General features: G+C 38.5%; 11 protein-coding genes. 7 read left to right on the top strand and 4 right to left on the bottom strand.

Translation table 11 applies throughout. The features are described 5' to 3' along the window. Nucleotides 1-145 precede the first annotated feature (145 nt). Both nfuA and F936_RS14430 read left to right on the top strand, forming a co-directional pair. A complete protein-coding gene (gene nfuA / locus F936_RS14435; protein ID WP_003653074.1) occupies nt 146-784 on the top strand; it encodes a Fe-S biogenesis protein NfuA in 639 nt (212 codons plus the stop codon). Nucleotides 785-953: 169 nt separating this feature from the next. After that, entirely contained in the window at nt 954-3,218 is a 2,265-nt protein-coding gene (locus F936_RS14430; RefSeq protein ID WP_004641775.1) for a TonB-dependent siderophore receptor, read from the top strand. 23 nt (nt 3,219-3,241) lie between these two features. Here the strand turns inward: F936_RS14430 and F936_RS14425 are convergent, their stop codons facing one another. After that, nucleotides 3,242-4,249 (bottom strand): hypothetical protein, encoded by a 1,008-nt coding sequence (locus F936_RS14425; RefSeq protein WP_004641777.1) that lies wholly within the window; start codon nt 4,247-4,249, stop codon nt 3,242-3,244. Nucleotides 4,250-4,275: 26 nt separating this feature from the next. Then, nucleotides 4,276-5,301 carry an alpha/beta fold hydrolase gene (locus F936_RS14420; protein ID WP_004641778.1) on the bottom strand — a complete coding sequence of 342 codons (1,026 nt, stop codon included), beginning with the start codon at nt 5,299-5,301 and terminating at the stop codon, nt 4,276-4,278. 285 nt (nt 5,302-5,586) lie between these two features. On the opposite strand from F936_RS14420, the gene F936_RS14415 reads away from it, so the two are divergent. Then, entirely contained in the window at nt 5,587-6,201 is a 615-nt protein-coding gene (locus F936_RS14415; RefSeq protein ID WP_003653067.1) for a carbonic anhydrase, read from the top strand. Nucleotides 6,202-6,233: 32 nt separating this feature from the next. Here the strand turns inward: F936_RS14415 and F936_RS14410 are convergent, their stop codons facing one another. Next, nucleotides 6,234-6,857 carry an arylesterase gene (locus F936_RS14410; RefSeq protein WP_003653065.1) on the bottom strand — a complete coding sequence of 208 codons (624 nt, stop codon included), beginning with the start codon at nt 6,855-6,857 and terminating at the stop codon, nt 6,234-6,236. A 44-nt stretch (nt 6,858-6,901) separates the two neighbouring features. Between F936_RS14410 and F936_RS14405 the strand changes: the two genes are divergently transcribed. Both F936_RS14405 and F936_RS14400 read left to right on the top strand, forming a co-directional pair. Continuing rightward, nucleotides 6,902-7,594, top strand: a complete 693-nt coding sequence (locus F936_RS14405; RefSeq protein ID WP_004641781.1) for an ABC transporter ATP-binding protein — start codon at nt 6,902-6,904, stop codon at nt 7,592-7,594. A 3-nt stretch (nt 7,595-7,597) separates the two neighbouring features. Beyond that, the gene (locus F936_RS14400; RefSeq protein ID WP_026055557.1) at nt 7,598-10,057 is read left to right on the top strand and encodes an ABC transporter permease; all 2,460 of its coding nucleotides are present in this window, start codon (nt 7,598-7,600) and stop codon (nt 10,055-10,057) included. A gap of 1 nt (nt 10,058) precedes the next feature. Here the strand turns inward: F936_RS14400 and F936_RS14395 are convergent, their stop codons facing one another. After that, the gene (locus F936_RS14395; protein ID WP_005048389.1) at nt 10,059-10,868 is read right to left on the bottom strand and encodes a rhomboid family intramembrane serine protease; all 810 of its coding nucleotides are present in this window, start codon (nt 10,866-10,868) and stop codon (nt 10,059-10,061) included. Between the two features lie 76 nt (nt 10,869-10,944). On the opposite strand from F936_RS14395, the gene mtgA reads away from it, so the two are divergent. Together mtgA and ppk1 are read left to right on the top strand one after the other, a co-directional pair. Continuing rightward, a complete protein-coding gene (gene mtgA, locus F936_RS14390) occupies nt 10,945-11,622 on the top strand; it encodes a monofunctional biosynthetic peptidoglycan transglycosylase (RefSeq protein WP_005048386.1) in 678 nt (225 codons plus the stop codon). Between the two features lie 104 nt (nt 11,623-11,726). Further along, complete coding sequence (gene ppk1 / locus F936_RS14385) at nt 11,727-13,808, top strand: polyphosphate kinase 1 (protein ID WP_005048385.1); 2,082 nt, start codon at nt 11,727-11,729, stop codon at nt 13,806-13,808. Nucleotides 13,809-13,827 lie beyond the last annotated feature (19 nt).

Here is a 13,827-nt window from a genome sequence, read left to right as displayed (position 1 = left end):
AAAATGATCAATATTGAGTCCAATAATGCCATTAAAAACTTCAGTTGAAACCCTGTTGTGTATAAATCCGACAAATTTAGTTGATTTTTTTTAAATCTACCTCATCTTCGGTTAATATAAAGGCATCAGCTTGAGGAATATTGTTATGTCGACTGAGAACACCAACACTGCTGTTGCAGAAGAAATTCCAAACCTTTTGATTACACCATCTGCACAAGAGTATTTGCACGATTTATTGACGAAGCAAAATACTCCGGGAATTGGCGTTCGAGTTTTTGTTGAACATCCGGGTACGCCACGTGCAGAATGCTGTATGGCATATAGTGCACCAGAAGAAGTAATCCCAACGGATTATAAACAGGACTATCCAGATTTCCCTGCATATATTGATGCGCCATCTATTCCTTATCTTTTAGATGCCGTAATTGATTACAATAAGGACCGTTTTGGTGGGCAGTTAACTTTCCGTGCGCCAAACTCTAAAGTTCCACGTGTTGGTCCAGATGCATCAATTGAAGAGCGTATTACTTACATTCTTCAAGCAGAAATTAACCCAGGTCTTGCAGGCCATGGCGGGAATTGTAGCTTGGTAGAAGTACAAGATAATCCAGAACATGGTTTAACTGCTGTATTGAAATTTGGTGGTGGTTGCCAAGGATGTTCTGCAATTGACGTTACCTTGAAACAAGGTGTAGAAACGACGTTAAGAGAGCATATTCCAGAGCTTCAACGTGTGGTTGACCAAACTGACCATACACAAGCTGAAGGTGCTTATTTCAAATAATTAAATTATTTGAAAAGTGAAATAAAAAAGCCTCGGGATGAGGTTTTTTTATTATTCAATATAAATAATGATAATTATTATCAATATCATTTGTAATTTTATTTAGATTTGTTACAATGCGGAACTTAAAATGAGAGATGTTTAATAAATCAATATATTGGGAATACTTATGTCGAAGCGTATTATCCAGTCAGTGCTTTCTGTTTCAGTACTGGCAAGTATGATGTCTATGGCTTATGCTGCAAAAAATGAGCAAGAACAAGCTGAACCAGCATTAGAAAAGCCTGCTGAACCTGTGAAATTGGAAACAATTTTTGTAACAGCTGAAGAGCAAGTAAAGCAATCGCTCGGTGTATCAGTGATCACCCAAGAAGATTTAGAAAAACTTCCAGTTCGTAATGATATTTCAGATTATGTACGCCGTATGCCTGGTGTAAATTTAACTGGAAACAGTGCAACAGGGCAGCGTGGTAATAATAGACAAATCGACATTCGTGGAATGGGTCCTGAAAATACGCTCATTTTAGTTGATGGAAAGCCGATTAACTCTCGTAATTCAGTTCGCTATGGCTGGAAAGGGGAACGTGATACACGCGGTGATTCAAACTGGGTTCCAGCAGAAGCAATCGAATCGATTGAAGTTTTACGCGGGCCAGCGGCAGCTCGATATGGTTCGGGTGCAGCAGGTGGTGTAGTCAACATTATCACTAAGAAAGTGACGAATGAAACCCATGGTTCGGTAGAACTCTATACTTCACAACCTGAAGACTCTAAAGAAGGTTCATCAAATCGAGTTGGTTTTAATTTAAGTGGGCCACTGATTAAAGATGTTTTGTCATATCGTTTATATGGTAATTACAATAAAACCGAAGCTGACGACGTCGATATTAATAAATCAATTGGAAGTACGGCAGCTGGGCGTGAAGGCGTTAAAAATAAAGATATTTCAGGACGTTTAGCTTGGCAAGCAACAGACCAACAAACAGTCTTACTTGATGTTTCATCTAGCAAGCAAGGGAATATTTATTCTGGTGATTCTCAGTTAAATGCAAATGCTGAAGCTGATGCGATTCTTTCGGAGCTTATTGGTAAAGAAACCAATACGATGTACCGTGATAGTTATGCTTTAACACATGAAGGTGATTGGTCTTGGGGGAAAAGTAAGTTAGTTGCTCAATACGATAAAACTCATAATAAACGTTTGCCTGAAGGCCTTGCCGGAAGTGTAGAAGGAAAAATTAATAACCTTGATGATAAAGCCACTTCAAGATTAGAAACTCTTCGGTTGAATGGTGAAGCCAATATTCCTTTTGAATATTATGTATCACACGTATTAACACTCGGTACTGAATGGGTTGAAGACAGATTTAAAGATAATATTTCGACAAATCAGGGTGCAGACAGCAGCGGTTCAGGTTATGGCGATCAATTAGCTAAAGGCAATCGCAGTAAAATGGAATCACGGATTGCTTCTGCATATATCGAAGACAACTTGAAACTCACAGACAGCACCGATGCCGTGTTAGGTTTACGTTTTGACGACCATAGCAAATCTGGCTCTAACTGGAGCCCAAGCTTAAACGTTACTCAAAGACTCAATGATTATTTCACGTTAAAAGGTGGGATAGCAAAAGCTTATAAAGCACCAAACATGTATCAAAATGCCGAAGGGTACTTACTCAGTACAAACGGCAATGGTTGTCCAGCCAATATTGAATCGCGTTGTTTATTACAAGGTAATGGTGATTTAAAACCTGAAACTTCGGTAAACAAAGAGTTAGGCATCCAGTTCCAAAAAGACATTGTCAACGCGAGCTTAACTTGGTTCCGTAATGACTATAAAGATAAGATTGTGGCAGGAACGAATGTTGTTGGCACTGTAGATGGCTCAAGTACCAATGCAAATACAGGAGCTGTGACCAACACGAAGTGGAATATCTTACGTTGGGAAAATACGCCTAAAGCATTAATTCAAGGTTTTGAAGGAAGCTTAGGGCTAGACTTTGGCGATATTCATTGGACCAACAACTTTACCTACATGATGGACTCGAAAGATAAGCAAACGGGTAACCCATTATCTTTAGTTCCTAACTATACAATTAACTCAATTTTTGATTACGACATTACAGATCAGTTAGATGTGAATTTTGTATTTACTCAATATGGCCGTCAAAAATCGCGTCAGTTTGCCGAAAATAGAATCGAATCTGGCATTGGTTCAGGTGGAACAAATTCTGCGATTAAGCCAAGCACTGTAAAAAGCTATAGTACGGCTGGAATTAATGTTGGTTATAAAATTTCAGATAATATTAGTACGCGTGTTGGTGTAAGCAACTTGTTTGATAAACAAATTTTAAGAGACAGTAATTCGATTAGCCAAACTTACAATGAGCCAGGTCGAGCTTATTACGCTTCTTTAAAATATTCATTCTAATCCATAGTAATAACAAAGGCGCTTTAAGCGCCTTTGTTATTTAAAATATCTAATGCTTTTTCAGAATAATAAAACTTTTCTAAGTACACACGAGCACGTCGTCTTAAATGCCCTGTTGTAACTAATTGCCGTAATACCGGCACAAGTAACTGAGTCAGTTCATGTTGAATTAAGCTTTCATCAATATTGAGGTCACGAAGTAACAAGTCAAAATTATGTTCCTGATTACGTACATACCACGTGTAAATACCATCATGTACTTGTTGTTTCAAATAAGAAGTTTGGCGAATGTGATCCCAAATCTGATGTCCTAAACCCACAGTTTTTGATAAATCCTGAACTTCTACATAATTTTTCAAAACAGAAAGCGGCATGGTTTTAACTTTATGCCAAATATTTGCCTGAAAATGGTAGAGCTTATCATTGTCAAAATGTTGGTTTAAAACACGCTCACTCATTTGAGTGAGTTTTAAAATATTTTTTTGCAAATAATGATGAATCGTGTCATCCAGATTTGAGTCGGTTACGGTTTCTAGAACTGATTTCCCCATCTTCATAAAACGACCTACACCCGGCACCCGTTTTGACATCGACTCATCTAAATAGTCATGCATCGTTTGCTGAATCAGCTGTGTTAGAAGTGCTGAAAATGCAGGATTATTCACAATCGTTTTAATTAGCTTTTTACGATGCTGATCTTTACTTGCAACGTATTGCGCAATTCCATCAATTGTTAAAACAGGAATAACATCTTCAATTGTTGTACTGTCATTGGCAGGATGAATCAGTGCAAAACGGATATGTTCTGCAATTTGTTCAAGTATGGAATCAGAAGCAGGGGTGTCTAAAATTTGCTTTTGAATCAGCTGCTGAATTTGTTCGAAAGTCCAGAGGTGTTGTAGTTGCCGACTACCCAACCAATGATAAAATTGCTCAAATTCTTGTTGGATAACATGGGACTGAGCAAATTCCTCATCTAAAAAATCAAGATGAGCTTCAATGAGTTTTTCTATAAGCGGTTGGGTAGACATAAGGTCTCACAAGTCCGAAGTTTTATTTAAGGTGTAGTCGCTTTTGGCGACTGATTTGTTTCTACTTTCAGTAAAAACGGTACATATTGTTGAATAACCAGCTGCTCAGCTTCCAAAATTGGCATATGGCCGACATTTTCTAAAATAACAGGAGGTTGGGCATTCTTTAAAAGTCGTTTTAATTCACTTGCGACTTCGACATTAATAATCTTATCTTGCTTACCCCATAAAATCAGTGTCGGTGTATCTATTGTTTTTGTGAGAACTGCAAATGAGTCTGGCGTATAGACTTTATTTAGCGCAATAAGCTGATCAACCAGTTTTTGTGTTTGAGGTGCCTGATTAATCATGAGCTTTTCTTGAGCTTCTAAAAATTCTTTTGGAATAAAAGGTGGATTAAACATGGTTTGCTTTAACAAATAGTTAAAGTCCCCCTTTTTAGATACTAAAAGTTGTTTTAGGTAAGCAGGATCTTTTAGGTAAATTGTATTGGCAGAACGGAAAATACCGCCACTATCAACTAAGAATAGGCTTTTGGTTTCAAATGGATATTGTCCAGCATAGAGTAGGGCAATTGAACCGCCAAGTGAGTGGCCAGCAATATGAATAGGGCCTTTTAAATTTGCAGCTTCAACGAAACGACGTAATTTTTCGGCAAGATTAGGCACTGAATAATCAAAGTCTTGTGTAACTACGGTTTCACCACTTCCTGGTAAATCGGGAATAATGACATGGTAATTTGCTGTGAGATAACGGGCGACACGGTTCCAGTTATCACGACTTCCCCCTAATCCATGGATGAGTAACAACGTAGGTTTAGTGGCAGACCCACCTTCACTATATGACCAAGTTATATCACCAACTTTTAAACTTTTACTTTGTAAACCTGCCCAGCTTCGTTCTTGCTGCAAAATATTTTGAAAGCTTATATCAATCGTATCGGCAGCTTGTGTCTGAGAAATACTCATTATTGTTGTAAGGCTGCATGCTAAGGTAAATGCTACAACGGTTTTTTTTAGAACAGTTTTTTTTGATGAGGACAGCGTTGTCATAAGATTTCATCCTTGATGCATAAGCGAGTTTGAAAATTATTGAAAAACTTTGCCAATGAGTCATTTGCTAAATGATTAAAAGGAGGAAAATTATAGTCAATCCATTTGCTAAAGTATGTCTATTTTTTCACTCAACAGCAGCGAATGTGCAGTAAATTCTCCATTCAAATAGAGGAAGTATTTTTAAAATTTTTCATGGGAAAGGATTTAATTTTTTGTCAGTGACATTCAAATTTTGACACATTAAAATGATTTCCAACCTTGAAAAAACAACGGAAATATAAAATGCCTACTGCGCAAGAAGTTTTAGATCGTCTGAAAGCTGGTAATCAACGATTTGTAAATGGAAATACTTCCCTTGCAAAAACCTTATCTCATCATGAACGCGCTGAAATGGCAAAGGATCAAAATCCGTTTGCGATTGTATTAGGTTGCTCAGATTCTCGTGTTCCAGCAGAAATGGTATTTGACCAAGGTCTTGGTGACTTATTCGTAATTCGTGTTGCTGGTAATGTTGTGGCACCTTCACAAGTCGGTAGTGTTGAGTTCGCAGCAGAACGTTATGACTGTCCGGTTGTAGTTGTATTAGGACACAGCCATTGTGGCGCGATTCAAGCGACAATTGATACGTTAATGAACCCTGATCAACCACCATCATCTAACTTAATGTCGATTGTGAACCGTGTTCGTCCATCAGTTGAAATTTTAATGCAAACTGACTTAAAAAATGATTTGAAAAAATTATCATGTCATGCAGTACGTTCAAACGTTTTTGCTTCGGTAAATCAATTACGCCATGGTTCAAGTGTCCTTGAAAGCTTGATCGCAAAAGGCGAGTTGATTGTCGTTGGTGCAGAGTATTCACTAGAAACTGGTGAAGTTACTTTTTTTGATTTCTGATCATAATAAAAATATTTAAAACTAAAAGGTGCCTACAGGGCACCTTTTATGTATGGAAAAGCTAAATTAAGTAGTTTTGATTGTGCTTGTGCATTTGGATGAATCAAATCATTTTGCATAAGCTGTTTTTGACCAGCAACACCATCTAGAAAAAACGGAAGTAATTTCACCTGATATTTCTGGCTTACAACTTTATAATTATTTTCAAAAGCTTTGCTATATGCAGCCCCATAATTTGGCGGAATTTTCATACCAAAAATAACAACTTTGGCTTTTTGTTTTTGGCTTAATTGAATGAGTTGATCCAGATTTTTTTGAATCATTTGAGGTGGTTGCCCACGCAAGCCATCATTTCCGCCTAATTCAATCACGACTACATTTGGCTTATAGGTCTGCAATAATTTAGGTAATCGAGCTAAAGCTCCGCTTGTTGTTTCTCCACTAACACTTGCATTGACCACTTTGTGTTGTTTGGGATACTGTTGGTCTAAACGTTTTTGTAGTAATTGTACCCAACCTTGTTTGGGATCAATTCCGTAACCGGCACTGATACTATCTCCTAAAATTAAAATAGTTTTCGCCGATACAAGCATGGGCAGCATACTTAATGAGATAAGCATGATGCTTTTAGAACCAATCAAAAAAGATTTATACATTTGTACTTCGACTCTGATTCTGAATACATAGGACTTTTCACATCATGCCACAACCCATCATTGCTGCCCATCAAGTTACACAAACTATTCAGATTAACCAAAATCAGTTTACGATTTTAAAAGATATCGATTTAGAGATTTTTGAAGGGGAACAAGTAGCAATTACGGGACGTTCAGGTTCAGGTAAATCAACCTTACTTGGAATTTTGGCTACCCTTGATCAGCCCTCTGATGGGGAAGTCTGGCTATGTGGTCAGGCAGTACATGAGTTAACAGAAGAACAACGCGCTCAAATTAGAATGCAGCATATTGGTTTCGTATTTCAGTCTTTTCAGCTTTTACCTCAGTTGAGTGCGCTTGAAAATGTCATGTTGCCCTTAAGGCTGCGTAAAGATTTCGATTATAAAACCGCAGAGAAAAAAGCTTTAGATTGGTTGCATCGAGTGGGACTTGGTCGTCAGGTGGAGCAAACTCCTAAAGTCTTGTCTGGAGGGGAACAGCAACGTGTGGCAATTGCGAGGGCGCTCATTGCAGAACCACAAATTATTTTTGCAGATGAACCGACCGGAAATTTAGATGGCCAAACAGCACAAGAAATTGAAAATCTGCTTTTTGATTTAAATCGAGAGTTAGGGACAACCCTTATTTTGGTTACACACGACCGTAACTTAGCAAGCCTTTGTCAGCGACATGTTGAGTTAGATGATGGCCGATTAAAGACAGTACAGGGTGGTTAAATGATGCGTAATCTTCTAAAACCACTTTTACTACAAAGTTTCCGCACGGGTGGTCTATATCTACTCATTATTGCTCTTTCACTTGCGATTAGTGCCACAACCGCTCTGAAGTTTAGCAATGACCAAGTTAAAAATGCTGTCAGTTTACAAGCCTCACAAATGTTGGGTGCTGATTTAGTTCTGTCGAATAACGAACCGATAGAACAGTCATGGAAAAAAAGAGCAGAGCAGCTTGGTTTCAAGCAAACCAATGTCACTATGTTTAGTTCTATGGCCCATACACAAGACCAGTTTGTCATGGTCAACGTGAAAGCGATAGAGCCTTTATTTCCGTTAAGAGGACAGCTTGAAATTGAGCCAACTACGCAAGGGATTCAGTCTGGTGAGGTGTGGTTAAGCCAAAGGGCGGCAGATTTATTAAAAGTAAAACTGGGTGATGCTGTTTCTATTGCGGATGGTACATTTCGTTTTAGTGGTGTGATTGTACGTGATTCTAACCAAGAGTTAGGATTCTCAGGCTTTTCTCCCACGGTGATTATCCATCAAGCTGATATTGCTAAAACTCATGCAATTCAGACAGGCAGTAGAATTGACTATCGTTTATTAATGGCGGGTAAACCCGAACAGGTACAGACTTTTGCTAAGCAGTTTAAACAACAATATCAAACCACTAAAGATCTAGACGAAACAGCGGGTTTACGGTTACGCGATGCAAGTGAGTCGAATAGCAGATTATTACGTCCACTTGAAAACCTTGATACCTTTTTGCAATTGGCCAATATTTTAACGATTTTATTGTGTGGTATTGCCATCGCTTTAACGAGCCAACGATATGTTCAACAAAACCAAGATCACATTGCGCTCATCCGGTGTTTAGGGGGAAGTAAATTCCAAATTTTATTGGCATATATTGGATTACTTTGTGTTGTTAGTGCGATTTCGATTGTTATAGGAAGCTTATTGGGGCTGATATTGGGCTATGGCCTGCTCCAACTCATGTTGCAATTGATTCCTCAATTGGAATTAAATTTTTCGGTAGTACCACTTTTGCTTGGGCCTTTGCCAATCGCCATTTTTACAAGTGTAATTGTTTTGCTTGGGTTTATCTTGCCAAGCATTTGGGAGCTTTTAAATACCCCACCAATCCGAGTTATTCGTGAACAAGCAAAATCTCGAAAATCATTATTTTTTATGTTTTTTGCCGGCATTACTAGCCTGATCGTTTTTAGTTTGGTGTTGAGTGAAAACTTAATGCTCAGCATTATGGTTTTGGCTGCGATTATCGTTCTTTGTATTTTGCTTTACACCGCTGTCTGGTTATTGCTTCGTAGCCTAAAAAAGATGAAAAATCGTTTGTCTTTTTATATTCGCTCTCCTTCCCAAAGCGCACTACAAATTACTGCTCTAGCTTTAGGATTAAGCCTTATTACAGTACTCAGTGTATTAAGAACTGATTTATTAGAACGTTGGCAGCAACAACTCCCTGAAGGAACGCCTAATCAGTTTGTTTATGGGTTACCTCCATTCGATTTAAAAGCTTTTGAGCAACAGTTGAAACAAAATGGTTGGCAGAGCACTCCTTTATATCCCAATATCCGCGGCCGATTGCTAGCAAAAAATGAGATACCTTTTTCTGAAGAAGCCATAAAACAAAATAATTCTTTACGTCGTGAGTTAAATTTAACTCAGTCTAATCAATTACCGAATGACAATGCCATTACAAACGGTCAAGCTCAGTTTAGTGGTGTAGGGCAAGTTTCTGTCGAAAGCAAAACAGCTGAAAGCCTTGGTATTCAAATTGGAGATAAGCTTACCTTTAGCTTGCCGGAAGGCAATTTACAGGCCAAAGTGGTCAATTTTCGAAGTGTAGAATGGGAAAGTTTTAGTCCTAACTTTTTCTTTATTTTTTCACCAAAAACTTTAGATGAAAATGCTGGAAGTTATTTAGGCAGTTTTTATGTGCCTAAGCAAGATCAGCCAAAAATGATCAATATTATTCAGCAGTTTTCGAATACGGTATTTATTGACGTCGATCGAATTTTAGATGAAGTAAAGCGTTTAATGAATGTTTTAGTGAAAATTGTGACCGTGCTGGCGGCTTTAGTGGGGTTCTCTGGGGTTTTAGTACTGATTGCATGCTTAAACTTATTAATGGATGAGCGACGCCGTGAAGTTGCTTTGTTACGCTCATTTGGATTGTCTAAAAATAAAATGAAGCAGATGCTCAGTCTTGAAGTTGGGTTTTTAGGATTATTAGCAGGCATAGTTGCCTGCTGTTTTGCAGAAGTGATTAGTGCTATTGCAAGCTATAAAATGAATATGGCATTACAGTGGCATGTTGAAATATGGCTGATTTTACCAATTGGCATGATGCTGGTTTGTGCCCTGATAGGCCGTTATCGACTAGGCTATCTTTGCAACTTACCACCTTTACAAAGCTTAAGAGAACTAAACCAGCTGTAGCTTAAGGAATAATGTCAGGATTCTGGATGATGATTTCATGCCATAACGGAAGTAAAGGTGAGTTGAGTTGTACACAGTACATATAAAAACCACCTGTAATTACAACTGCTCCTAATAAGCCTAGAAGTTTTAGCGTATTTTTAAATTTGCTGACATAACTTAAGTACCACATCAGCGCAAGAAATGCTCCAATAACCATGCCGCCAATATGCGCGGCATTATTAATTCCCGTTGCGACAAAACCAAAAATAAGGTTGATTGCCATAATCATTAATAATGCTTTTTTATCGAGTATGTAGGCTTGATGAGGTAGCGGTGGAAATAAAGAAAGTACTGTTAACGCAGCACCTAATCCCATCACAGCACCCGAAGCGCCTGCACTGACATGAGGAAGCAAGCTCTGGTCAAAATGTTGCAGCAATTCATGTCCATTTTGAATCGTCATATAACTACTTAAAAGGCTACCGAATAAGCCAGCGAGTAAGTACATCCCAATAAAATAGAAGCGACCAAATAGTGACTCAGCAACATTACCGAAAATATAGAGGGCCCACATGTTAAGCATGAGATGAACTAAACCAAAATGAAAAAACATGCTGGTAAATAAACGTTCGGGCTGCCCAGAAAAAGTAAGTGGTGTAAAATCAGCACCCCAATGAATAGCATCTTTCATGGCTGGGTCACTAATATCGATACCAGATACAATTTGCCAGACAAACAAACCTACATTGATTGCGATGAGTAAGGCGGTCAGCCACCAATTTTGTACATTGAGTTTACGATTAATGTGCGGAGGCTGATATTGAGTCATGCTATGCTTTTGTTATATATGAACATGCTTTACAGCTTAACATGAAAAAAGTTGAATACAGGAGATCAGGACGAACATGAAAGCTTTTATTGTTCGCGTGTTGTTAATTTTTATTGGGGCGATTCTCCTTATTCAACTTTGGATTTTTTCGAGTTTGGTCTGGTGGCGGACACATGAAGTGGATACCACCATGTTCATGCGAATAGATTATTGGTCTGATACATCCGAGCCAATCATCCATAAGTGGCGTGATTATGATGACATTAGCGACAATTTCAAACATGCGATTTTAGCGGGTGAAGATGCAAAATTTATCCATCATCATGGTTTTGACTGGCAGGGTATTCGTTTTGCCCTTGAACGAAATAATGAAGAGGGTGAAGTTGTTGCTGGCGGTTCTACAGTCTCTCAGCAACTTGCAAAGAACCTGTTTTTATACAATAAGCGTTCGTTTATTCGTAAAGGTCAAGAAACAGTCGCGACTTGGATGATGGAGCGGATGTGGTCAAAACGCCGAATTCTTGAGGTGTATATGAACTCGGTTGAATTCGGCAAAAATCTGTATGGTATTGAAGCAGCGGCTCAACATTATTATGGTAAGAGTGCGCATAGCCTAACGCGTGAGCAGGCAGCATTTTTAGCAGCGTTATTGCCTAATCCGAAATATTATCAAGATCACCGCAATGATCGTAAAGTACAATATAGAAAACGCATTATTTTACGTTATATGAATAGCACCCAGATTCCTGAATAATGCTGTTTTAAAGATGTGTTAATTTTTTAGTTTTTACCAAATTGTCATATTTTTGCAGCATACTAGTTTATAGAGATTTGGCTGGATAGAGAATTGAGTTAGACATGAATACAGCGATTACACCAACAACGACCCCAATAGAATATAGTTATAATGACCGTTATATCAATCGTGAATTGTCTATTCTTGACTTCCATTTGCGTGTATTGGAACAAGCGGTAGACCCTTTACATCCCTTACTTGAGCGAATGAATTTCTTACTCATTTTTTCACGTAATCTCGATGAGTTCTTTGAAATTCGTGTTGCCGGAGTGATGGAGCAATTTTCTCTAGGCAATGAGAGTCGTAGCCCTGATGGCCTTACACCAAGACAGGTCTTACAAAAAATCTCTGAAACTGCTCATGCTGCAATTGAACGCCAATATCGTATTTTAAATGAGGAAATCTTACCAAAGCTACGTGAAGAAGATATTTGCTTCTTACGTCGTGGTGAGTTAACTCCAGCCCAATCTGCTTGGGTAAAAAAATATTTTCAGGAACAAGTTGCACCTGTATTAACACCAATTAGCTTAGATCCAGCACATCCATTTCCTCGCCTTGTGAATAAAAGCCTGAACTTCATTATCACTCTTGAAGGTAAAGATGCTTTTGGTCGTCAAATTGATTTGGCGGTTGTGCCAGCACCACGTTCATTACCTCGCGTTGTACGACTACCAGATGAATTAACGGGCGGTAAAGAACATCATGTAATGTTATCGGCAATTATCCATGAGCATGTGTCTGATTTATTCCCAGGAATGACAGCAACTGGATGTTACCAATTCCGTGTTACACGTAATGCAGACTTGGCATTGAATGAAGATGTTGAAGACTTAGCTAAAGCATTAAAAGGTGAATTAAGTTCTCGACGTTTTGGTCGTGCAGTTCGCTTGGAAGTGACCCATAACTGTCCACAGCATATTTATGAGTACTTACTTGAAGAGTTCGATTTAACCGATGAGCAATTATATAAAGTTGATGGTCCAGTAAACTTAGCTCGTCTGGTTTCAAACTTTAAACGTCCTCATTTGCGTTATGACTCGCATACGCCAATTGTACCTAAAGTATTTAAAAAGACCGAGAGTATTTTCTCGGCAATGCAAAAACAAGATATTTTACTGCATCATCCGTTTGAATCTTTTGCGCCAGTTATTCAATTGCTACGCGAATCTGCACGTGATCCGCAAGTCTTAGCCATCAAACAGACGCTATATCGTAGTGGTGCTAATTCTGAAATTGTGCAAATTTTGGCTGAAGCGGCTCGAAATGGAAAAGAGGTTATTGCAGTCATTGAGTTACGTGCTCGCTTTGATGAAGAATCCAACATTGAAGTAGCGAACGTTTTACAAGAGGCTGGGGCAGTCGTTGTTTATGGCATAGTCGGTTATAAAACTCACGCCAAAATGATTATGGTGGTACGCCGTGAAAATAATAAATTGGTGCGTTACGTTCATTTAGGAACAGGTAACTACCATGCGATGAATGCTCGAATTTATACAGATTATGGTCTCCTGACCACAGATAAAGATCTGTGTGAAGACGTACACCGTATATTCCAAGAATTGACCGGTATGGGCAAAATGGCGAAATTGAAAAAGCTATTACATGCACCATTTACCTTACATGCTCAGCTCATTAACTTTATTGATGAAGAAATTGCCAATGCTAAAGCAGGACGTAAAGCTCAAATCATTGTTAAGGTGAATGCGTTAACCGAAGTTCAGTTAATCAATAAATTGTACGAAGCTTCTCAGGCGGGTGTTCAGATTGACCTGATTATCCGTTCGATTTGTTGTTTACGTCCGGGTTTGCCTAACTTATCAGAGAATATTCGAGTGCGTTCAATTGTAGGACGTTTCCTTGAGCATACTCGCGTTTATTACTTTAGTAATAATGGTGATGCACGTATTTATTGTTCAAGTGCAGACTGGATGGACCGTAATTTATTTAATCGTGTTGAAGCGTGTTTCCCTGTTGAAGACCCTGCGTTGAAAAAACGTATTTATCAACAAGGTTTAGTGAACTACTTACAAGATAATCAACAAGCATGGCTGTTACAAGGTGACGGTACTTGGATCCGTGCTGAGCCAGCTGAGGGTGAAAAGTTGCATAATGCTCAAAGGGCATTATTGGAAATCATTAAATAATGAACTCTCAAGATTAAAT

This window comes from Acinetobacter calcoaceticus DSM 30006 = CIP 81.8 (assembly GCF_000368965.1).
GTDB classification, from domain to species: domain Bacteria; phylum Pseudomonadota; class Gammaproteobacteria; order Pseudomonadales; family Moraxellaceae; genus Acinetobacter; species Acinetobacter calcoaceticus.
The sequence above is the reverse complement of the archived record's forward strand: the minus strand, read 5'-3'. Positions and strand labels throughout refer to the sequence as shown.